The organism is Spirosoma aerophilum, assembly GCF_054782495.1.
Map to the genome: position 1 here is coordinate 258213 of NZ_BAAGSJ010000036.1, position 22558 is coordinate 280770.

Genomic DNA, 22558 nt, shown 5'->3' on the forward strand with positions numbered 1-22558 from the left:
ACTGTTGATGGCCGGTTCCTGGCAACGCATCGGTTGCCGGGAGCGAGCTTCGGGTATCAGACGGGCGCGCTAGTCTGTAAAAGCTGCCAGTACGTTTTCGACGGTATTGTAGGTTGTAATACCTGCCACTTTCCCATCGGCAACTTCCCAGACGTGTACCCAGCCGTTCTCATACCCCTTCTGCGTTTTATTAACTGTCGCTTCCTCCCGGCCAAGCACCACCACTGTGTGCTCGTCGGCTAAAAACGTCCTGGGCTCAAACGAACGCATCGAAATGTCGGCGCCCATTTTTGTGAGCAAATCGCCCAACTGTTCTTTGCCGATGTAGGTGCCATTCAGAGAAACGCCTTTCGCATAAAGCGAATGCCACGTGATCGAATCGTGCAGCCTGCCGAATAAACCGGCCATGTCACCTGTCTGGAAGGCCTGATAGCACTGTTTCACCAGCTCCTGGTTGTCCTGATTCGTCATAGGTCCGGTTGGCCGCATCAGCCGTTTTAGCTACGCCAGCGATCCATCGGGGTGCTGAACCATACCGGCAAAGTGAATGGCAATTCGGCCATCACGCAGCACCCAGCTGTCGGCAAAGCGCATGTTGGCATCGCCATCCTGCGTTTTCATAACAATTTGTTCGGTAATCATCAGCGTCTGCGGGTCTTCGGTTTCGGCCCAGAAAACGATATCGGTTTCCAGCCCGTCGATACCCAGAATACCCTGCATGTGTTCCCGAATCCGCTCACGGCCTTTGTAGATGACCGGGCTTTTCGAGAAGCTGCTGATGAGCAGTGCATCATCGGTATATTGATCGAGCAGGGCTTCAATATTTTTATCGAGAATGAGCTGAATGTGCTCGCGATACATACGGCCCAGGGGGCTATCGGGTACATTGGTCATGACAAACGAAGAAAGGAGTAATTAAGTCGTTAGTTCTTTTTCTTTAGGAAGCGCTTCGGTAACAAGCCGTTTCTCTAAACTACGGAGCCGGTTGATTGACCAGAAAACGATCGTTGCCAGGGTGAGCAGCACCAGGGCAATCCGCAAGCTGTCATTCGGCTCCGTATCCCACTGCCTGGCGATCAGCAGATAGTACGCTATCCCCAGGGCATAATACACCGCGCAGATTATGACATGACTGAGCATATCGGCCGAGTGTCCGGTTCGCTGCGACTGCCCGAACAGGGTTGGCCAGATGTACCAGACAGCCATCACCAGGTGCCAGGTGGCAAGGCCCCAGGTATACACCTGGAACTGGCTGGGCGATTCGGCCAGAAACGACCACATCAGAAGCGGGAACAAGGCAGAAAACCGGGCTGTGTCGAATAAAAAGCGATTAAACGAATCTTTATAGGGCACGCGCTCGATTAATACACTGAAGCCCAACCAGGCCGTAACGATGAAGAGCAGCGTTGTTAAAAACGATACCAGTACCAGCACATCGTTCCATTTGGTGATGTCAAACGTTGGCCCTGTGTTCCAATGAAACCGGTCGTTCAATAAACGGAAGCCGGTTACTAAGGTCAGCGAGAAGAACAACGTAATCAGGTTCGGTAAACGCACAAGTACCTTTGACAAAGTATTGGCTTCCATAGTGATAAGTTTTTTGAATGCTGAATGGATGCTTACCGGAGTTGTTCGATCAGTCCGTAGTCGTCCCAGTTCGCCCAGGCTTCAGCAATCTTGTCGCCAACCACGTGGTACATCACCAAGCCTTTCCAGGTGGCTTTGCGCCCGGTAGCTTCAATACCGGCAAAGGTGTTCTGGTGGGTGCCGGGTGCGGCAAACCGAACCACTACTTTGTCGCCTTCGGCAACCATATCCACAATCTGGAGGTCGAGGTCGGGAAAAGCGCCATACAACATATCCATCTGGTTATGGAGGGCGTTTTCGCCTTTGATAGCCTCCGGCACGGCCGACCGGTCGATGTAAAAGCCGGGAGCTGTAAACTCACTGAACTTGCTGAAGTCCCGGTTTACCAGAATTGCATTGACGTATCCCCGAACGAGTTCTTTGTTTTCTTCGACTGACATGATGTTTACTAGGTTTATGGATTAAAAAAGATGAGTAGTCGTTTTGCCGTTGCTTAAAAATCATACAGCTTTTTGATGCCACCAATCTGGTTCATCAGGCTCATGACGTCATTCTGAACACGGCATTCAGTTAGTTGACCCGCTTCGTTGAATCGGAAAAAAGACATGCCATTGATCCAGACGACTTTGTTACTGGCCGGTACATTGCGCCAGGTGCCAATGTGTTTGGAGTCCATCCGCCAGAAGACAGCCGCTTTAAAGTCCTCCGCAACAATGTCGTCGGGCTCAACAGAATACGTCAGGTTTTCGAAAATGTGACGGTTCCGGTCAACTAATCCCATAAAGGCGTCACGCCCGTCTAAATGAGCAAAGGCGAGAAGAAACTGAAAGTTGGGATCAACAATGCGTTCGGCAACGTCAACGTCACCTTTCGACCACACGAGTTCCATAAACTCACGCACCGTTTTCGTGTTCTGTTCAATACGAGTCATTATAATAGTTTTGGTTAGGGTAGAGTATTACTCAGTTTGATCGTAGCGCTATCTTCCTTGTAAATCCAGTACTCGATCAGGCAAAGCACCTTGCTGACTTATTGAACCTCCGTTTTCTCTCGTCGAAAAAATGGTTAATTCGGGTAGAGAACCTGAATGCCATCAATCTGACGCATCAGACTTAAGGCATCATTTTCGACCCGGGCATCAATTAGTTTGCCGGCTTCAGCAAAGCGAAAAAAGGTCATTCCATTAATCGAAACATCCTTGTTGCTGCCAGGTACATTTCGCCAGGTATCAACGTGTTTGGACGACATGGTCCAGAAGGCGGCTGCCTGTTGATCTTCAACGATGATGTCGCCCGGCGCAACGGTATAGGTCAGGTTCTCGAAGGCAATTCGATTTTTGACGACTACTTGCTCGAACGATTCGATGCCTTTCAGATGAGCAAAAGGCAGGATGAACTCAAAGCCGGGCGTCAGGAGCTGATCTGCCAGCTCAAGATTACCCTTACTCCCTATTTCGCTGTGTAAAACCTGGCTAGTGTATCTTTTGCCTGCTCAACAGAATTCATAAAAAGTAACTTAGCGTGGTAGGTGGGTATTTTTTACAGCCTGAGGCTGTTTCAATTTTAGATCAGGGTAAGCCAGACGGTTACTCGCCAGGAGGTGGCGGCACAACGCCCAGTTGCTGTAACAGGCCCAGTTCGTCGACATTGGCCCAGCGCTCGGCAATTTTGCCGTCGGCCATCCGAACCGTTGTTGTACCGGTAAATGTCAGTGACTTGCCGCTTGGGGGCATACCCATTACGCCACCCGTATCGGTGCCGGTCAGGCTCCAGCGGTGAACAACCTTATCCGCCGTATAAATCTGGTCGAGTACCGTCAGTTGGATATCCGGCATGGCATGGCGGAACATACCGATGATGTGCTTGAAGCTGCCCGAGCCTGGTTCCGTTTTGGTTTTGCCACCTACAAATGAATGGTCAAGGGCATCGCTGGAGAGCAGATCTTCCCGCACGACGCCCGTATTCCAGGCGCTGTTGAAAAATTCCATGCAAACTGCGTTGTTCTCTTCTGGGGAAAGTGCCATAATTTGTGTGTTGTTAAAGGGTTGTTAGATGGATTGATTAAAAAAAGATGAATGCTTTTGTCATTTGGTTACCCGCCACCCCAATCCAACGGCCGTTGTCCAGGCGCGATCTTCGGTGATATAATGGAAGGGCACAAGCAGAATCGCCCGCTTGTAGGCCAGATAAAATCCGGCTCCCAGCGTCGGTGTAATCTGCGGGGCCAGGCTACCTTCGGGCCGACCGATCCGGAGCGAGGGATACAGGTTGATAGCTACCCGCCAGTGTCCCTGACTAAGGCCTACTGATGGCCCTCCCAGACAGAAAAAACCGTATTTCCCATTAGTAGACATGGAAACAATGCCGTCGTAATGGGCATGAGTTCTGACCGGCCGATTCGATGCTACGCCGGTACTATCTTCCACGACGCCAGTATAGGCATAGGTTGTGATAGAGGTCATTAGCAGAATAATCAGTACAGAACAATTCATACAGGCGTCAGGATAAAAGTGGCTTCGTGGCTGTTAATCGTGTGATTCGTATTGGGTTGTTCCGCTGCCAAAAGCGGCTTCGGTCGGTAAAGTGCCCATAAGCTGACCCACCAACTGCAGTTGAACTTTTCCATCACGAACCAGCATAATGTCGTAAACGCGTCGTTTCCCCAGCGAACTGGTAACGGTGGCTTCAAACCATACATAGTCCGAATCGCTTGTGATATTCTCGACAGAGAGTGGCGTAAATTCGGCCTCTTTCGCAAACAGGTCCTTAAACATATGGCGGACCGGCTCCCGGCCGGTCATATTCACGCCAGCCGTGAGCAGCTGTATATCTTCCGTAAAGAAGTCGTCGGCCAGCGCATCGGCATCACCCCGAACATGAAAGTCGAGGTAGCGTTTATGGAATAGCCTCGCATTGGCACTATCAGGTGGTGTAAAGTCGCTGAAATCGCCGGGTTGCCAGACGGTCCCCTGCCGGAGGCCATATAGCTGAAGGTAGATCTTCCCCGATCGCAAAAACTTCACCTCATACACCTTAACCGGATCGCCGTTTGGGTTCTGAATGGTCATTTCCATCCAGATGAACTGCCGGCCCGTCACGAACTTATCCATTGTCCGCTCGCCCAGCGTACTCAATCGTCGGAGGTATAGCTCAACCAATGCCTGAATAGCCGCGTGCCCCTGCGCCCGAAACGTAAAGCCATGCATGCGGGCATCGTCGGTATAACAAGCCTTCACCATGCCGTCGATATCACCCCGCTGCAGAAAAGCAAGCTGGGTGGCCTGTAGCGTCATGGCTTCCGATTCGTTGGTGTCAACAGATGGGGTAGTGGGTTGCATGGGGAGTTTTCCGGGTTGGGTTGAGCTAGGATGGAATGACGCCGAGTTGATGCAACAGGCCCAGGCTGTCGCCCGACATCCAGAGATCAGCTATTTTGCCATCTTCAATGCGAAACATATTGATGCCCTGGTCGGTCACTTTCAGGTTTGTGGCCGGATGACCCAGAAAGCCGCCCGTATTTGTGGCCACATACGACCATCGGCACACGACTTTGTCGCCCTCTGCAATCAGGTCGTGCATGGTAAAGTGCACATCCGGAAAGGCCGATTGAGCCGTTTCAAACCAATGCTTTAACGAAGGCGGCTGATGGGCCTGGCCAGGGGGAAAATGCAACTGAAGGTCGGGAGAGGTAATTTCTTCCAGTATTTCCCCTTTCTTTTCGTTCCAGAACTCCAGCCAGTACCGCTTTACAACTTCTTTGTTTGCGTTAACATCCATATGAGGTACGTGAGTTAGTGTTGGTATTCATCAGGCCGGAATAACGCCCAGCTGCTGCATCAGCCCGAAATCATTCTCGTTGACATGTACCGAGACGATCTTGCCATGCCGGATGGTGAAAATGTCGATACCGAAATCTTTGATGTGATTACCGGTGGCTGGGGCACCCAGGAATTCGCCCTGGTGGGTTCCTTCAATTTGCCAGCGGCTGGCCACTTTGTTCCCTTCGGCCATCTGGCGGAGAACGGTAAATTTGATGTCGGGGAAGGCGTTGCGGAGGTACATGACAAAGCCCCGGAACGCTTCGTAGCCACTGATGGGCTCGGGCTGAGTAGGAATGATGAAGGCGAACAGCGGGTCCAGAATCTCTTCAATCACTTCCAGCTTTCCCTCGCTCATGATGTCGCCGAAATAGCGGGCCACCAGCGCTTCGTTTTCAGCGGGGGTGGTGGGGGCGGGGGCACCTTCCTGGGCAGGGAGTACACCCAGCTGAAGCATCAGGCCGAGGGTATCTTCGTGACCAATCGACTCGACAATCTTGCCGTCTTTAATGGTGTGCCAGGTCATGCCGTCGATCTGGAAAAAGTTGCCCGTTGCTTCCACATTCCCTTTCACCGTGAGCAGGGGGCCGCCCGTGTGCGTACCGCCACCCAGCCAGCGCGTGGCTACCCAGTCGCCATCGGCTACCATATCCTGGGGGTCGATATAAAAGTCGGGGAACGCATCGTGCAGCATTTGCACAAGGCCAATGAACCCTTCGGGGCCATGGAAAGGCTCGGGGTGGGTTGGCAGGGTAAAGACAAAGTCAGAGGAGAGAATTTCAAAGGCCGTATCCTTGTTGGCCTGATTCATTATTTCGTGAAAATAGCGCCGGGAAAGGGCTTTGTTTGCGTTACCTTGTGACATGGGAAGGAGTTTTTAGTAGTGAAGAGTTTTTTAAGCGTCAGCCAAAATCAGATCGGCAGCTTTCTCACCAATCATAAAGCAAGCAGCTACGGTATTGCCGCTCGTAACGGTAGGCATCACCGAAGCATCCGCCACCCGAAGGCCGGATACGCCATGAACGCGCAGGGATGGGTCAACGACCGCCATGCTGTCTTTGCCTATTTTGCAGGTGCCGGCCGGGTGCCAGAGGGTTGAGCCCTGGCTGCGGATAAACCCTTCCGGGTCGCCGGGTCCCGGTGCCAACTCGCCACCATTGAGGGAGGCAAAGGCCGCGGTTTCGCTGATCTTCCGAATCAGGTCGATCGCTTTTCTGAATACCGCTACGTCGGCAGCATCACTCAGGTAATTTGGGTTGATAACCGGTTTGTCGAGGGGATCGGCCGACCTTAATTTAACCGTACCCACACTTTTGGGCTGCACCAGAATGGGTAGGAAAATGCAGACATTGCCGCCAAAATCGGGTAAAAATGGCGCTAAAGGGGCCGGAATGCTGGGCGTGAAATTCAGTTGCAGGTCGGGAGCAACGGCGTCGTCGGTGGTTTTAACAAACAGGACATTGCCGGTGAGCAAGGTTGTTTGCGGACGTTCGCTTTTGGCCCGGAAAATAACGGGCAACTGCACGTGATCCTGTAGGTTTTCACCGACGCCGGGCAGATTAGCCTGGACCGGAATGCCCAATTCGTTTAACTGCTCACTCGGGCCAATACCCGACAGGAGTAATAGTTTGGGCGAATTGAGAGCACCGGCACTCAGGATCACTTCGTTCTCCACCAACAGCTGATGGGTTTCGCCATTTTGCTGATACTCAACGCCAACAGCCCGACCGTCCTGAATCAGAATACGGTTTACCTGGGCACCGGTAATAAGGGTGAGATTGGGGCGATCCTGTATCGGCTGCAGAAAAGCGGTGGCACCGCTGGCCCGCTGCCCATCGGGAGTGATGTGGAATTGTAACAGCCCGGCTCCGTTTTCCTGCCGACCGCCATTGTAGTCCCAATGTGGTCCATCGTAGCCGAGTTCAACGGCACCGTTCAGAAATTCAGGTGAGCGCATCACATCGTCCGGACAATCCCGAACGGATACTTCACCGCTGGTACCGTGGTATTCGGATGGCCCACCTTCAAAATTCTCGGACTTTTTAAAGTAGGGAAGCACATCGTCGTACCCCCAGCCGTCGGCACCCAGCGCTTTCCACTGGTCGAAATTGGCCGGGTTGCCGCGTACATACATCATGGCATTAATGGATGTACTGCCGCCAACTACTTTACCCTGGTTGATGGTCAATTCGCGGTTGGCCAGTCCCGTTTGTGCCGTTGTTGGGAGGGCCCAGTCGAGGGCACTGCCCCACAGCTGCACAAAGCCACCCGGATTCACCACATTAGGGCTCTGGTCCCACTCCCCGGCTTCGAGAAGGACAACCTGCCGCGACGGGTCGGCGCTGAGCCGATTGGCAATAACGCTTCCCGACGCCCCCGCTCCAATGATGGCATAGTGACAATGAGATTTCATGGGTATGGTTAAAAAGAAAAAGGATAGGAAAGCGGTTGACGCAGAACAACGGGTTCGTCGTTCATTTGCCAGCATATAGTCAGTAAATCAGCTAGAGTCAGTAACCCCAATGCATTATTGCGAGCAATTGGTTTGTACCCAGTCGCTATGGTGGTTGCCCTCCAGGACCAGATCGATCAGAAACGGTTTGTCGTCGGCCAGCATTCGCTCAATAGCCGGAGCAATTTCGTCCTCCCGTTCCACGCGCACAGCTTCTACGCCCATCGACTGAGCCAACAGATCGAACCGAATGGCTGGATAGGAAAGGTCGAAGGAGAGCGGGTGTTCCCGGCTTTCAATGCTCCGTTCCTGCCAGTAGACGTCGATATTGAGCTGTAGCAGTTTGTAGGAACCGTTGTTGCAGACCACAAACTTGGCTCCGGTTTTATGCCGTACGGCTGACCATAGAGCCTGTATCGTGTACATACTGCCGCCATCGCCCGAGAAGCCGATCACCGTCTTGTCCGGATGGGCCAGTTTAACGCCAATGGCTCCTGGAAATCCAACCCCCAGCGAACCGCCCCGTGTGGTAAAATACGAACCGGGTAAACGGGGCGGAATGGCCTGCTGTACCGCTGGAGAATTGGTTAGCGCTTCATCGAAGATGACCACATCCTGAGGTACTTTCTGCGCCAGTACTTCCGCAAACTGACCCATTTTCAGCGGTTTGCCTTCGGCTGCTTCAGGAGCGGGTGCTGCGGCTGTTTTGGCGGCCTGCTTTGCCTCGCGGGCAGCCTGTAAACGGCTGCTGGCTGCGGCCTTCTGCGATTTGGTCTGCTGACTTTCTATAGCCTTTGCCAATGCCTGCAGCGACAGTTTCGGGTCGCTGACTACGCCCAGATCAACATGGTGATTCTTGGCTATTTCGTAGGCGTTCAGGTCGAAATGGATGACTTTTGCCCCTGGCTGATAAATATCTTCCAGACGGGGAAAAACCTCGGGTACCATGTACGTGCCAACAATCAGGTTGGTGTCGCCCTTGCTGGTAATGGGATGGCTGAACTCACCAAACATATGCCCGGTTGTACCCTTATACAACGGGTGCGTGTTGTCGATAAATACATCACCGAAATCAACGCCATATATCTCAGCACCAAGCAATTCGGCCACCTGCGCCAGCTCTTGATTGGCACCTGAATAAGCTACACCGTCGCCCGCAAAGATGACCGGCGTTTCGGCCGCGAGCAATAGCCGGGCTGCTTCGTCGATCTGGTCGGGTGAAGGAACAACACGGGTCGATGGCAGGCTGGTTGGTACAACCGGTTCGTCGTTGATCGCATCCAGAACATCCATGGGTAAACAGACATAAACCGGCCCCATGGGTGGGGTAGAGGCAATCTTAACGGCCCGGCGGATGGTTCGCAGCAGTGACTTTGGTGATAGTACCAGCGTGGAGAACTTGGTTACCGGCGCCATCATCGCGACCAGATCGTTGGCCATCTGGGCGTCCATGTTCATGTACTGCAACCCCGCATCGGCTCCGATGACCACCAGGGGGGCATGGCCGCGCTTCGCCTGATACAATGCCCCAACCGCATTCCCAATACCGGGTGAGCTGTGGAGCTGCACCAGGGTTGGTTTCTGGGTTGTTCGGGCGTAGCCATCGGCCATCATTACCGCCACACTTTCTTGAAGCGTCAGGATGTATTTCATGTCGGGGTAATCCGCAACGGCATCCAGGAAACCCTGTTCTACCGTTCCGGGATTACCGAACATGTGGTCCATGCCGTCGGCCAGAAATTGCTCGATAATTTTCTGATTTCCGGTTTTACCAGCCATACCGCTTCAAGCCGTTATCAAGGACGTTAACGAACTGATCACCAAACTCGAAGGAGCACTGGAGCGACCGGGCCGTGATAAATGGGTAATCGACAATAACGGAGGTTTCTTTGCCGAAATTACCATGATACTGGCCTTCTGGTCCAACGGCATCGGTGAGGGCATATTCGAGAACATACGGCGGTGGTCCCATGTTAAGGTCGGTATGCAAAAAGCCCGTACCATCCTGATAATCATACTCGATACAGTGACCTGTAACGTGTTTGCCTTTAATGATGGATTTGCGCTCGTTAAAATCACGGGCATAAATCAGGGGTGCTACCCCGTAGCAAATGGCACCAATGGGCATGTCTTTTTTGTAGAATCCCAGAATAATGTCGTGAACCCGCTGGTTATTCACCATGTCGATGATGGGTCCGCTACCACCCACCAGCAACAGCCCGGCATACTCAGAAGTAAGGTTTTCCTGAGCTACCTTCAGGTCGCTGAAGTAGGCTTCAAATGCCCGCAGGAAGTTGGGCGTTGAGAAATAAGGACGTCTGGGTACTACCTCCGACATGTTCTGTCGCACGTCAAGGCGGTTAGATGCTTCAAACGCCTTGACCATGTCGGCGGCCTCCGGCGTTGTTACGCACATGCCTAATGGGGGATCAACGTACGTAGTGTCGTAGCTGGGTGGCAACGCTTCTGCTTTCTTACCCGTAGGCGTCATGAATTCAACCTCGTAACCGGCTGCTTCCAGTTTGGACAAGGGACCAACAAGTTCGATACCCCAGTAACCGTACTCTGATAGGATAGCCAGAATCTTTTTAGACATAAGACGAAGAGAGTTATTGTATGTAAGGAGGAAATAAAAGGCAACAGGCTCACGCTCAACGCCCTGAAAGGAGGTGAGCATGATAGAAAACGTGACTGGAAAAACCGTCAGCAGGGAAATAAAAACCGTCGTCTATGCCAGTACGACCGGGTCAGTGCAGATGTGTATACTAGGTTCATAAAGAGGAGTAGGGTTCAATGAAAAGCTGTGTGTCAAACCTAATAGTTCGTTTTTATATAGCCCACTATTTGCCGTGAACAACAGACAGGATGGAGCCAACGACGATTTTTTGGGCGTGAATCGATTCTAAATTGATTGCTATTGAGGTAATGTGTTCTAAATGATAACATTATGTTACGATTATAGGCTGATAATATATACTGGTTGTGGAAGGCAAGGTCTGGCGATCAGCTACAGCTGTATCAGTAAACAGGCGTCGCCCTCCAGGCTTTTTTCGATCGTTAAGCTAGGGCTGCTACCTTGTTTGACGACCGTTAGCAGCATACATGGCCATTTCGCAACACTTGCCGCCGTGTTCGGGCAGTTTATGTGTACAAACCGGCTAAAGCAGATTTGTATCTTAAGGTTACGCATTGACAGGCAGAGAGTTATCCGTGCTTGTTCAATTTGAAACGCTGAAAAAAACAGGTGCAGTTACATAAAATAACGGTTATCTATATACGTATGTCGGGATGTAGGTATCAGCGCAGCGATTAATAGGCCCAATTTACCCGCAATAACTGCTTTTCAAAACAGCAGCCGGCTTGATCGGTCACCCGGTAGTCAGGTCACTTTCCGGGATTGGCACGAGTCGGTGGCAGGAACATGAAAAGCTGGTAGAGCGGTGGTCAGGCGCAGAACCTGATTAATCCCGTTGAGGGAAGCCAGGCAAAGTGGTTGGCTGATCCGGCTCTTCCGAGTGTAAGGGTCAACTGGAAGGGGTGATTGATAAAGAATAGTTCATGGCGTTAAAAAAGGGAATAGGTGTTTATGGTTTCAAAACTAACTCATTTCTATTGAGCTACTGGATAATTTGTTGTGAACTGCCAACATTAGACAATGAACCGCAAACTTTTGGATGTGAACCGTTATCGAAAGCGAAAGTTGTGTAAGAACTCTTCTTTATAAACCCGGCCTAGCGGAACGGTTTGCCCGGGAACCTGCACCTCATAGTCACTAAAAGATTCTACGTGGGCTAAGTTAACGGCAAACGAACGATGAACACGAACCAGTTTCATATCTGAAAGGCGTTGCAGTAAAACGGCTAGTGATACGCGCAGGACAAACTTGCGGCTGGGCGTCACAACCGTGGTGTATTTGTCTTCCGCTTCAATGTAAAGCACTTCATGCTGATGAACTCGGACAAACTGATAATTCTGTTTGATGAATATGTAATCGCCCACCTGCAGGATCGTTTCCCCCTCACGGGCGGCTATTGGAAGCGACATCGGTTCAGCAGGAGCTAGCTTGGGTGTACTGTTGGCGGTTAAATACGCAAAGTTGCTGAGTGCGATTTCGATAGCAATCCGGAGGTTATCTGTAGTGACAGGTTTGGTCAGGTAAGCCGCGGGTTTGGTTAACTTCGCTTTTTCGAGGGTTGTATGATCGATCAGGCCAGACACGTAAATGATAGGAACTGGATTTTGGGCAATCAGGTGGTGCGCCGTTTCGATACCATTCCAGTCGCCCCTCAAATTAATATCACAAAGAATGACATCTGCAGCCTGTTGTTTATACAAGGCTAACGCTTGCCGACCGGTAGAAGCCGTCCCCGCTATATGATAGCCTTCTGCTTCTAGACGCACACAAAGCTCAAGAGCTAACACCATTTCATCCTCAATAATCAGGACGGATGGTGGTCTGGGCGGACTCGCTGTCATAAAAATTAAATCGGTAAATAGATTCTTACTGAAACAGGCTCAGTGGCGACCCCATTGCTTCGGGCGCTCAATAAACCTATGACTATTTAATTATGACTATTAATAGAAATAATCCAGAGCGGTTTTCACACAGCGCTCAACATGACTCGAACCTTGAACGAGCTACTGACAACAACGGTTAGTCAATGGTGTCATGCCGTGACAGGCTCCCTTTTTGGCAATTAATTGCTGAGATTTTTTTAAAAAAGACAGGCTACTTAATACCTCAATTGAATAAATAGCTGTGCTGAGTTTAAAACGTCACGAATTTACTAAAATTAGGATGTTCTCTATGATGCATATAGTCTGTTGCCTTTATTATTGAGTAAGCGGTAGAAATCAATCAAATACATATTTATATATCGATCTGATGTTTATGTAAGTCTTTATAGTTTAAGTTGAAATTGTTATAAGTATTAATTGGTAGTTTTTAGGTTACTAGTTTTGCATAGTTTTAAAAAAATGAAGCTTACGAATGCAGCGGGATATGGAGGGTATACTGTCAGCACCAAACGAGTGAAATTTAATCCTTTACAGGTCGAGAATAAGATGTATTAAGCACCCGAGTGATTGGATATAGATCAGTTGACCACATTTGTTAAAATTGGCTGTCGATAATAGCGTTTGACTTGGGTCGATTTAACCGGCATGGGCATGTTGACCTCGACCGAAAGAAGACATCTGCTGGTGAATTTTATGACCCTTACGCCTTTTGCCAGCAAAAGCTAGCTAACCTGGAGAGGAGTCGGCCAACCACGCGTATGGCAATGCAGTAGTCATAGGTGATGCCCACCTCTGGGTGTTACCTTATCCAGAAACCCTGAATTTTTTCATGAAAAAAAAATATGTCTTTGTCTTATACCTGTCAATTGTTTTTTTGCCTGGTGTCTCTATTGCCCAGGTCGACCTGATTGCCAAATCATTGATACATGCACCTGACTCGGTTAAGACGTGGACCCTAAGCGAAACGGGTGATTCATTAGTTGAGGCCGGGCAGTTTAAGCTGGCAAAGCGGGCCTATCAACAGGCGTTAGCCGTAGCACAGAAAGGAGGAGACCAAACGGCACTTGGGTTGGGGAGTAGAGGTATGGGCTACTGGTACGAGTCGGCCGGCGATTACGTCCAGGCGATTGGCTGGTATCAAAAAGCCTTGAAAGCATTTCGACAGGACAACAACCAAAAGCAGCTTGCCCGAACACTGAGTCTTATCGGTTTTGCGTATGGCCGTCTGCGTCAGGATAAACTGGCACTATACTATATAAATCAATGTAAGCAGCTGGCCGAAAGAAGCCATTATGTTGACCTATTGATGGATTGCTACCAGCAACTCGCTACTTACGAAGCAAGCCGTAAACAGTATCAGATAGCACTGGACTACCGACAGAAAGTCCTGGATTATTATAAAGTAAAACACGACTGGCCTGCCTACTATGGTGCTTTGTATACGATTGGCCTGCTCTACAGGGAAATGGGGCAGTATAAACGCGCAGAGCAGCTACTGCGGCAGGTGTTATCGTTTGCTGAACGGCATAAAGATACCAGTGAATACATGGCTGGCTACGTTTTTGTGAGTTTACCAAACGTCCTTATTCCCCAGGGAAAACTGGAGGAGGCCGAAGCTTACTGCCGTCGGGCACGAGCCTGGATTGAAAAGACCGGTACCGACAAACATGCCCTTCTGGAAGAAATCAATAGCCAGCAGAGTCAGATCGCTGAGCAGCGGGGAGATTTTAGGAGTGCCCTTGTTTTCTATAAACAGCAAGTGGCTAGTCACGACAGTGTTTTCAACCTCATTAAAAGTCAGCAGGTAGCCGAGCTGGAAACTCGTTATCAAACGAAAGCAAAGGAGGAGCGTATTCAGCAACTGGACGAGATGAATGCCCGGAAAACCTGGCAGTTGTGGATCAGTGTCGTTGTGATGCTCATATTAATTAGCTTACTGGTCGCTTTGTATGTCTTCTACAAACGGGTATCCCGGAGCCGGGAGAAAATTCAGCAGCAATCCGATCAAATGGCGCTTATGATGAGAGAATTACACCACAGATCCAAAAATAATCTGGCCATTGTATCGAGTCTGCTTTTTCTGCAAGCCAATTATCTGGAGGACAGTGATATGATTCAGGAAATCCGGGTTAGCCAGCAACGGGTCGACGCCATGTCCCTCATTCATCAGCGCTTGTATCAGGGCAATCAGACAACAAAGGTCAACATGCGGGAATACGTTACCGATTTAGCCGAAAGCTTGCTCCAGGCCTACGGCTATCAGGTATCGAACGTTGATCTCCAACTAAAAATAGACCTGGTGGACCTGGATGTAGACATTGCTATTCCCCTGGGTTTAATTGTTAATGAACTGCTGACCAACTCGTTCAAATATGCCTACAACGAATGCGATACGCCCATGCTGCGCATTGCCCTGTACAAGGCAAGTAGTTTGGCGCAACCGGGTATTGTTCTGGAGGTACAGGATAATGGTCCTGGCGTTGACATCACCGATTGGCAAAGCAAGGAGTGCCGGAAGTCGTTTGGAAAAAAATTGATTGCTTTACTGGTCGAACAACTGGATGGACAGTTTACCCTGACAAAGCAGCAGGGTACTCTGTTTAGGTTATACATTCCGCAAAATTCCCAAAACCGGTTGCAGGGTCGATAACACTGCAACCGGTTTTGGGAATGATTTGGCAAGGTGGATACAAACTGCCTGGATTGCCGGGATACGAAGAGCAACGGGTTAGCGGATCAACTTGTCACAACGCATACTATTTAAGAATTTGCCTTGAAATAACCAGTTTCTGGATCTCGCTCGTCCCCTCGCCAATGGTGCACAGCTTGGCATCCCGGTAGAATTTTTCGACCGGGAAGTCTTTTGTGTAGCCGTAGCCGCCGAAAATCTGAACCGCTTCATTGGCCACTCGTACGGCCGTTTCCGACGCAAACAACTTCGCCATGGCTGACTCCTTCGTTACCGATTTGCCCGCATCTTTTAACGCAGCAGCCTGGTATGTCAAGAGTTTAGCCGCTTCAATATCGGTCGCCATGTCGGCCAGTTTAAAGCTTATACCCTGAAACGTGGCAATGGGTTGGCCAAACTGTTCGCGCTCTTTGGCATAGGCCAGGGCAGCATCGTAGGCCCCGTAAGCAATGCCAAGACTAAGCGCTGCAATCGAAATACGTCCGCCATCTAACACTTTCAGTGACTGAACAAAGCCATCACCTACGGCTCCCAGTCGCTGGCTGTCAGGAATCCGGCAGTTGTCGAACAGCATTTCAGCTGTCTCCGAGGCTCGCATCCCCAGCTTATCTTCTTTTCGACCACCCGAAAAACCGGGTGTACCCCGCTCAACAATAAAAGCGGTAGCGTTATGGGGCGTATTCGGTTCACCGGTTCGGGCAATTACAACGGCTACATCCCCGCTTTTGCCATGGGTAATAAAGTTTTTGGCACCGGTCAAGACCCATTCTGCACCATCGCGAACGGCGGTGGTCCGCATGTTGCCGGCGTCAGAACCAGTATTGGGTTCGGTAAGGCCCCACGCCCCCAGCCACTCTCCGGATGCCAGACGCGGCAGGTAGGTTTGCTTCTGATCTTCGTCCCCAAATAAAAAAATGTGGTTGGTACACAGGGAGTTGTGGGCCGCCATGGATAAGCCAATGGACCCGTCGACCCGCGAAAGCTCAACGATAGCCGCCACATATTCATGATATCCCAGCCCCGATCCGCCGTATTCTACAGGCACAAGCATACCCATCAGACCCTGTTCCCCCAGGTGATGAAACAGTTCAGCCGGAAACTGCTGACTATCATCCCATTTGCGAATATTCGGCCGGATAAGCTGTTCGGCCAGACTACGAACTGATTGGGCAATTAATTCTTGGTTTTCTACAATTTCGTTTGTCATAAAGTGAGGCCACTTCATAGGGTGACCGGAGAGTAATTTAACAGGATCACCAGAGAAATTCAACACTTATTTGTGGTCGCTATTTCTTTGTCATTTTTATAAAAAAAATCCGTTAGGTAAGTTTTATGTTAATGAAAATATTATATTTGAAACTAATAAGATACCGAAATGTATAAGTGTCACTTTGACAAGATAGGGCTTTATGATAATATATGAAGGATTTTGCCTTCCCGGATGCTCTGACCGGTAAGTCACTATTGTCGTGTAAGTATGGGTCCCTATTGAAAAACTCCTATTTTTGTATAAACGATCTTTGTGTAATTGATCCTTGAGTGAATCTGTATAACTTATTATAAATTTTATTATTAGATAAATATGAAAATAGCAGTTGTTGGAACCGGATATGTAGGACTTGTTACGGGAACCTGCTTTGCCGAAACAGGAAACCAGGTTACCTGTGTTGATATTGACGTACGGAAAGTTGAAAAGCTTAATAATGGCATCGTGCCCATTTACGAACCAGGGCTCGAAACCTTATTTCATCGTAATGTTGAAGAAGGCCGTTTGTCATTTACAACCGACCTCGAAGAAGGCATCAAAGGCGCTGAAGTAATTTTTCTGGCTCTGCCAACCCCTCCGGGTGAAGATGGTTCGGCCGATTTGAAATATATCCTCAAAGTGGCCAGCGATCTGGGCCCGATTCTGAGCCAGTACGCGGTTATCGTTGATAAGAGTACGGTACCTGTTGGAACAGCCGAAAAAGTACACGCCCACATTGCCGACAATGCAACCGTCGACTTCGATGTGGTATCGAACCCCGAATTCCTACGGGAAGGGGTAGCTGTTGAAGATTTCATGAAGCCCGATCGTGTAGTTATCGGTACGAAATCAGAGCGGGCCAAGGCCGTGATGACCAAGCTGTACGCTCCGCTGGTGCGTCAGGGCAACCCCGTTATCTTCATGGACGAACGGTCGGCCGAAATGACCAAGTACGCAGCCAATGCGTTCCTCGCCACGAAAATTACGTTCATGAACGAAATCGCCAACCTGTGCGAACGCGCTGGTGCCAACGTCGATGACATTCGTCGGGGTATCGGTACGGATAGCCGGATCGGTAAGCGTTTCCTGTTTGCCGGTATTGGTTATGGTGGTAGCTGCTTCCCGAAAGATGTGCAGGCATTAGCGAAAACCGCTAAAGACTTCAACTACGATTTTAAAGTGCTGAAGTCGGTTATGGAAGTGAACTATGAGCAGAAGACCAAGCTCATGCCACAGATCCTGAGTCACTTTGGTGGCGATCTGACGGGTAAAACGATTGCCGTTTGGGGTCTGGCGTTCAAACCCTATACCGACGATATCCGGGAGGCACCCGCCCTCGATAACATCCAGGCACTTCTTGACGCTGGCGCCAAAGTGACGGTATATGATCCTGAAGCCATGGAAAACGTGCGCAGTATCATTGGTAACTCGGTGACGTATGCACACACGCAGTATGCGGCTCTGGACGATGCCGATGCCCTGGTTATTATAACCGAATGGCCGCTGTTCCGCACACCGGATTTTGACAAAATGAATCTGTTGCTGAAGAACCGGGTCATCTTCGACGGTCGTAATGTATACGAACTCGACCAGATGCGGGAGGTAAATTACACCTATTACAGCGTTGGCCGCGAAGCTATCCTGGCTCCTGTTGAACAGAAAGTATAAGTTTTTGCACGCATAAAGACAAAATACACAGAGATTTGCACAGAACATTGCTTCTGTGTTCTCTGTGTATTTGTGTATAATTCTATTCCAAGCAATATATGAAACGTGTACTGATTACGGGTGGAGCCGGATTTTTAGGGTCGCACCTGTGCGATCGATTTATTAAAGAAGGGTATCACGTCATGGCGATGGATAACCTCATAACGGGCGACATCCGCAATATTGAGCATTTGTTCCACCTGCCCAACTTTGAGTTCTATCACCACGATGTTTCTAAATACATCCATGTTCCGGGCGAACTGGACTATATTCTGCATTTTGCCTCACCCGCCAGCCCGATCGACTACCTGAAAATTCCGATTCAGACCCTCAAAGTAGGATCGCTGGGTATTCACAATTGCCTGGGTTTGGCCCGGGTAAAAGGCGCACGGGTGCTGATTGCCTCCACTTCGGAGATCTACGGCGACCCCAGTGTTCACCCGCAGCCCGAAGAGTATTGGGGTAATGTGAACCCGGTTGGACCGCGTGGTGTGTATGACGAGGCCAAACGATTCCAGGAAGCGATTACTATGGCGTACCATACCTACCACGGTCTGGAAACCCGAATCGTTCGGATCTTCAATACCTATGGCCCCCGCATGCGCCTGAACGACGGACGGGTATTGCCCGCTTTCATTGGCCAGGCGTTGCGTGGCGAAGACCTGACGGTTTTTGGCGATGGCAGCCAGACGCGTTCGTTCTGCTATGTCGATGATCTGGTAGAAGGTATCTATCGCCTGTTGCTCAGCGATTACGCTTATCCGGTCAACATTGGCAACCCATCCGAAATTACAATTAAAGAGTTCGGCGAAGAGATTATCAAGCTAACCGGAACGTCGCAGAAGCTGGTGCTGAAAGATTTGCCGGTCGATGACCCAAAACAGCGTCAGCCGGATATCACGAAGGCAAAAGCAATTCTCGACTGGGAGCCGAAAGTATCCCGTGAGGAGGGACTCCGCATCACGTATGAATACTTTAAGAGCCTGCCGGAGGAAGAATTGTATACCGCGGCTTATCACCGCGAATTCTCAAAAAAGTAGACAAAACGATTTCCTTGTCGGAAAACCGTTGTAGATTTACTTTACTGTAACTGCCTTAGGTGGTTACCTTTAGCTGTCTAATAAAAACCTGCACATGATATCATGTGCAGGTTTTTTGTTGTAATACCGGGTCGCGTAGACCCGGTATTACAACCGATCTTTAAAACTCTCGTAGCCAAACGTTTTAATGACCTGAAACGATTCATCTTCTTTCCAGACACCAATAGCCGGTAGGTTTACCCCATTGAAGGTGGTCGTTTTTACCATGGTGTAGTGAATCATATCGTCGAACACGACTTTATCACCTACCGCGAGCGGTTTATCGAAGGAGTAATCGCCCATGAAATCGCCGGCCAGGCAGGTCATACCCCCAAGCCGATAGGTTGGTTTGCCCGCAACGGGCTCATGGTACGAATGAATGATGCGCGGCTTATAGGGCATTTCCAGCGTGTCGGGCATGTGGGCCGCAAAGGACGTATCCAGAATAGCCACGTCGATGCCCTGGCTGTTGAATACATCGAGTACCGTGGATACCAGCACCCCCGTTTGCCAACCAATGGCCGAACCCGGTTCCAGAATAATGTCGACATTGTATTTCTGCCGGAAAGCCGTTAGTAAGCCAATCAGGTGATTAGTATCATACCCCTCTCGTGTCATCAAGTGCCCTCCACCGAAATTGACCCACTTGGCCTGGTGCAGCAACCTGTCGAACCGGCTTTCGAGGGCTTCCAGCGTGCGTTCGAGCGTGAACGAGTCATTCTCGCACAGGGTGTGAAAGTGAATGCCCTCCAGACCCTCGGGAAGTTCGTCGGGGAGTTGATCGCGGGTGGCGCCGAGCCGGGAACCCGGTACGCAGGGATTATACATATCCGTAGCCACTTCCGAATACTGCGGATTAACACGAATGCCGCAGGAAACGGACTTTCCGGCTACCCGGTCTTTGAAGCGCTCCCACTGGCTCCACGTATTAAACGTCAGGTGACTGCTGCGGCTGACGACTTCATCGAAGGTAGCATCCTGATAAGCGGGTATATAGCTATGTGCCTGTACGCCCATGTACTCGTTCACAAGCTTGATTTCGTTGAGTGAACTGGCGGTGGCTCCGCTGAGGTATTCGCGCACCAGTGGAAAAGCCGAGTACATCGAAAAGCCTTTCAGGGCCAGAATGATCGTTACACCGGCGGCCTTCTGTACCGAGTCGATGAGTTCGAGGTTTCGGCGAAGTTTGGCTTCCTCAAGGACAAAACAGGGCGACGGAATTGTCGGTTCTTCGTTACTGTCGAGATGTTGTAGCAAAGTCGTATTCATGCCACAAAGGTACAGCCTTTCAAAGCGCTCCCCAACTCTACGGCATTAGTGGTTTTCAGGAAGGCAAAGATTTTAACCACAGCGTTCTGGCAAAGACATGTACGTGGCTTCTTTGGCATTATCTACTTGGTGGAAAACGAACCGGAAGGCCATAATTCGCCGGTACGGCTTTGCCTGACTGATAGCTTGGCTTCCAGCGCGGCATTTGTGTCACAACGCGTAGTGCCTCCTCCTCACAACCGTAACCAATGCTTTTTGAAACCCTGATCGCTGTTAGATTCCCCAGCGTGTCAACCCGAAAAGATACCAGTACAAAGCCTTTAACATTGGCCTGAGCCGCCGATGCGGGGTAGCGAACATGCTTTTTCAAATACGTTTCCATGGCACTGGTTCCTCCCGGAAACTCAGGTGGGATTGCTTGGTCTGGAACCGGGGCTGGATCTAATTCCACGTCAATTCTGTCTGTTGATAATTGTGCATAGCCCGTGCTGAGAAAAAAGGAGAGTAAGAGGCTTAGAATACAGGCCGCTTTTAGTTGACGACTAGTCATTTATTCTTGCATAGATGAATCACATAAAAGTATGAAACTATTTTATCTTTCGCGCTTGCTCAGGCACACCAAAAGCTATGGGCAGTGTGTATTTTACGCGTAACAGTCGCCCGTCCTGGCTGCCGGGTGCCCAGCGAGGCATGGCCCGAACAAGGCATACTGCTTCTTCATCGCACCCATCCCCAAGCCCTCTGAAAACGGTGATGGCGGTGAAGGTGCCATCCCTTTCGACAATGAACGACACGAAAACCCTGCCTTTCGTACCCGCTTTTTGGGCTTCTGCCGGATAGCGCCGGTTCGTCGTTATAAAAGCGCGTAACGAGTCCATGCCACCGGGAAACTGGGGCTGGCGTTCGACAATCGTAAAAACGGTGGTGTCCATCTTCGCTGTTGTTTGGGCGTAGCCGGTAGTCGTCAGTACGTATAACCCGATGAGCAGCGTGTATTTGACAATAGAGAGCGAAACTTGGAAAGAATTAGGCATAAACTTCGTCGGTATAACCAACGGGTAGATGCAAATTCTCTGTGTTTTCCATAGTCAGTCAAAAAAGGAGTCAATAGTGGCCTGAATGGACGTTCAGGCCGTGCAGGTAGCCGATGCCGGGTACGTTGAGGCCAGCGTCCGCCGATAGTCTGTTGGTGTTCGCTGGTAATATCGTTTGAAGAGTTTATTGAGGTGGCACACATCGGTAAACCCAAGTTCTTCGGCAATTTGCGAGATACTCATCGTGCTCAGGCTGAGCCGCGTTTCAACCAGCTGAAGCTTGTACCGGATTATGTACTGCTGAATGGATTCGCCCACCTGCTGTTTAAACAGCGCACTGAGGTGGCTTTGTGAGTAATTGAACACATCGGCCATTTTTTCCATTCGCAAACAGTCCGGCTCCGTAATATGACGACACACATAGGCCGCTATCTGCTGGATAAGCGACGATGCAGATGCCTGTGGTGTGACTGGCCGAAGCACTTGCTGCGAGAGGTGACGATCCAGCAAACCCAGAATAGTACGCATCAGCGACTCGACAATAGGGTTCGAAAACAGCTGATGCCGCGCTGATTGCTCTGCCAGTAGGATCTCCACCAGAGCCGTCATCGTTTGTTGTTCCGTCTGGTTGGTGATGAGGCTACCGGCAATCCGCTGATTCGATTGTTGTGTGTACGCGCCGATGCGTTGCCAGGGCATGTGAGAGGTTACGGGTAAACTGGCCAGATAGAGATCGCTGAAGGAAAGACAGTAAAAACTGGTTTCCCGCTCAACAACAAAATGATGTGTATCCTGTGGCCCCAGAAAAAAGACATCCCCCGCCTGATACCTAAATCGATTACCGTTGACGACATGGGTGCCATTCCCCGCGCGAACGATGATGAGTTCAAAATGAGTATGCGTCTGAACCGCAAACGGCCACTGATTCGTTTCGAACTGCTGTACTACCAGGAGTTCCTGTAACATAGAGCGTTTCATGACGTTTCGACTTGGGATTTTATACGTGTTGAGTGCTGATTCACTCTTTACCCTACCAATCAGATGCCAACTTTCAGGTAACCACTTTTTAGTCGCGACAAAATAGATAAGTGATTCACAGGTAGATAGTTGACTTTTCCTTTGATGCAGGTGTTTACCTCCAATATAATAGAGGCTCCAAA

General features: G+C 50.1%; 23 protein-coding genes. 3 read left to right on the forward strand and 20 right to left on the reverse strand.

What is annotated here, in order from left to right; translation table 11 throughout:
• Window positions 1–69 precede the first annotated feature (69 nt).
• The 15 genes from ACYVK4_RS28915 to ACYVK4_RS28985 all read right to left on the reverse strand — a co-directional run bounded on the left by ACYVK4_RS28915 (window position 70) and on the right by ACYVK4_RS28985 (window position 12332).
• Window positions 70–471: a nuclear transport factor 2 family protein gene (locus ACYVK4_RS28915; RefSeq protein ID WP_461131064.1), complete on the reverse strand. Its 402-nt coding sequence runs from the start codon at window positions 469–471 to the stop codon at window positions 70–72.
• Window positions 472–501: 30 nt separating this feature from the next.
• Window positions 502–894 (reverse strand): nuclear transport factor 2 family protein, encoded by a 393-nt coding sequence (locus ACYVK4_RS28920; RefSeq protein ID WP_461131065.1) that lies wholly within the window; start codon window positions 892–894, stop codon window positions 502–504.
• A gap of 21 nt (window positions 895–915) precedes the next feature.
• Window positions 916–1587: a hypothetical protein gene (locus ACYVK4_RS28925; protein WP_461131066.1), complete on the reverse strand. Its 672-nt coding sequence runs from the start codon at window positions 1585–1587 to the stop codon at window positions 916–918.
• A gap of 32 nt (window positions 1588–1619) precedes the next feature.
• Window positions 1620–2027, reverse strand: a complete 408-nt coding sequence (locus tag ACYVK4_RS28930; RefSeq protein ID WP_461131067.1) for an ester cyclase — start codon at window positions 2025–2027, stop codon at window positions 1620–1622.
• Between the two features lie 53 nt (window positions 2028–2080).
• Complete coding sequence (locus ACYVK4_RS28935) at window positions 2081–2518, reverse strand: ester cyclase (RefSeq protein WP_461131068.1); 438 nt, start codon at window positions 2516–2518, stop codon at window positions 2081–2083.
• Between the two features lie 134 nt (window positions 2519–2652).
• On the reverse strand, window positions 2653–3039 hold the full coding sequence (locus ACYVK4_RS28940; protein ID WP_461131217.1) for an ester cyclase: 387 nt from the start codon (window positions 3037–3039) through the stop codon (window positions 2653–2655).
• 133 nt (window positions 3040–3172) lie between these two features.
• On the reverse strand, window positions 3173–3610 hold the full coding sequence (locus ACYVK4_RS28945) for an ester cyclase (RefSeq protein ID WP_461131069.1): 438 nt from the start codon (window positions 3608–3610) through the stop codon (window positions 3173–3175).
• Between the two features lie 60 nt (window positions 3611–3670).
• Entirely contained in the window at window positions 3671–4078 is a 408-nt protein-coding gene (locus ACYVK4_RS28950) for a hypothetical protein (RefSeq protein ID WP_461131070.1), read from the reverse strand.
• A 33-nt stretch (window positions 4079–4111) separates the two neighbouring features.
• The gene (locus tag ACYVK4_RS28955) at window positions 4112–4924 is read right to left on the reverse strand and encodes a nuclear transport factor 2 family protein (protein ID WP_461131071.1); all 813 of its coding nucleotides are present in this window, start codon (window positions 4922–4924) and stop codon (window positions 4112–4114) included.
• Between the two features lie 25 nt (window positions 4925–4949).
• Window positions 4950–5363 (reverse strand): ester cyclase, encoded by a 414-nt coding sequence (locus ACYVK4_RS28960; protein ID WP_461131072.1) that lies wholly within the window; start codon window positions 5361–5363, stop codon window positions 4950–4952.
• Window positions 5364–5393: 30 nt separating this feature from the next.
• Window positions 5394–6269, reverse strand: a complete 876-nt coding sequence (locus ACYVK4_RS28965) for an ester cyclase (RefSeq protein ID WP_461131073.1) — start codon at window positions 6267–6269, stop codon at window positions 5394–5396.
• Between the two features lie 30 nt (window positions 6270–6299).
• A complete protein-coding gene (locus ACYVK4_RS28970; protein ID WP_461131074.1) occupies window positions 6300–7817 on the reverse strand; it encodes a GMC family oxidoreductase in 1518 nt (505 codons plus the stop codon).
• A gap of 114 nt (window positions 7818–7931) precedes the next feature.
• On the reverse strand, window positions 7932–9635 hold the full coding sequence (locus tag ACYVK4_RS28975) for a thiamine pyrophosphate-binding protein (protein ID WP_461131075.1): 1704 nt from the start codon (window positions 9633–9635) through the stop codon (window positions 7932–7934).
• Complete coding sequence (locus ACYVK4_RS28980) at window positions 9625–10452, reverse strand: type 1 glutamine amidotransferase domain-containing protein (protein ID WP_461131076.1); 828 nt, start codon at window positions 10450–10452, stop codon at window positions 9625–9627. The genes ACYVK4_RS28975 and ACYVK4_RS28980 overlap by 11 nt, the downstream gene beginning before the upstream one ends.
• A gap of 1088 nt (window positions 10453–11540) precedes the next feature.
• Window positions 11541–12332, reverse strand: a complete 792-nt coding sequence (locus ACYVK4_RS28985; protein WP_461131077.1) for a LytR/AlgR family response regulator transcription factor — start codon at window positions 12330–12332, stop codon at window positions 11541–11543.
• An 871-nt stretch (window positions 12333–13203) separates the two neighbouring features.
• On the opposite strand from ACYVK4_RS28985, the gene ACYVK4_RS28990 reads away from it, so the two are divergent.
• Window positions 13204–15024 (forward strand): tetratricopeptide repeat protein, encoded by a 1821-nt coding sequence (locus ACYVK4_RS28990; RefSeq protein ID WP_461131078.1) that lies wholly within the window; start codon window positions 13204–13206, stop codon window positions 15022–15024.
• Window positions 15025–15130: 106 nt separating this feature from the next.
• Here ACYVK4_RS28990 and ACYVK4_RS28995 read toward each other — a convergent pair whose 3' ends face one another.
• Window positions 15131–16270 carry an acyl-CoA dehydrogenase family protein gene (locus ACYVK4_RS28995; RefSeq protein WP_461131218.1) on the reverse strand — a complete coding sequence of 380 codons (1140 nt, stop codon included), beginning with the start codon at window positions 16268–16270 and terminating at the stop codon, window positions 15131–15133.
• A 375-nt stretch (window positions 16271–16645) separates the two neighbouring features.
• Between ACYVK4_RS28995 and ACYVK4_RS29000 the strand changes: the two genes are divergently transcribed.
• Both ACYVK4_RS29000 and ACYVK4_RS29005 read left to right on the forward strand, forming a co-directional pair.
• Window positions 16646–17977, forward strand: coding sequence for a UDP-glucose dehydrogenase family protein (locus ACYVK4_RS29000; RefSeq protein ID WP_461131079.1), 1332 nt, complete (start codon window positions 16646–16648; stop codon window positions 17975–17977).
• A 98-nt stretch (window positions 17978–18075) separates the two neighbouring features.
• Window positions 18076–19056: a UDP-glucuronic acid decarboxylase family protein gene (locus ACYVK4_RS29005; protein ID WP_461131080.1), complete on the forward strand. Its 981-nt coding sequence runs from the start codon at window positions 18076–18078 to the stop codon at window positions 19054–19056.
• Window positions 19057–19203: 147 nt separating this feature from the next.
• On the opposite strand, the gene nspC is transcribed toward ACYVK4_RS29005, so the two are convergent.
• The 4 genes from nspC to ACYVK4_RS29025 all read right to left on the reverse strand — a co-directional run bounded on the left by nspC (window position 19204) and on the right by ACYVK4_RS29025 (window position 22376).
• A complete protein-coding gene (gene nspC / locus ACYVK4_RS29010; RefSeq protein WP_461131081.1) occupies window positions 19204–20364 on the reverse strand; it encodes a carboxynorspermidine decarboxylase in 1161 nt (386 codons plus the stop codon).
• Between the two features lie 118 nt (window positions 20365–20482).
• Window positions 20483–20914 carry an energy transducer TonB gene (locus ACYVK4_RS29015; protein ID WP_461131082.1) on the reverse strand — a complete coding sequence of 144 codons (432 nt, stop codon included), beginning with the start codon at window positions 20912–20914 and terminating at the stop codon, window positions 20483–20485.
• A gap of 37 nt (window positions 20915–20951) precedes the next feature.
• Window positions 20952–21398 carry an energy transducer TonB gene (locus ACYVK4_RS29020; RefSeq protein WP_461131083.1) on the reverse strand — a complete coding sequence of 149 codons (447 nt, stop codon included), beginning with the start codon at window positions 21396–21398 and terminating at the stop codon, window positions 20952–20954.
• A 93-nt stretch (window positions 21399–21491) separates the two neighbouring features.
• Window positions 21492–22376, reverse strand: coding sequence for a helix-turn-helix domain-containing protein (locus tag ACYVK4_RS29025; RefSeq protein WP_461131084.1), 885 nt, complete (start codon window positions 22374–22376; stop codon window positions 21492–21494).
• Between the last annotated feature and the right edge of the window lie 182 nt (window positions 22377–22558).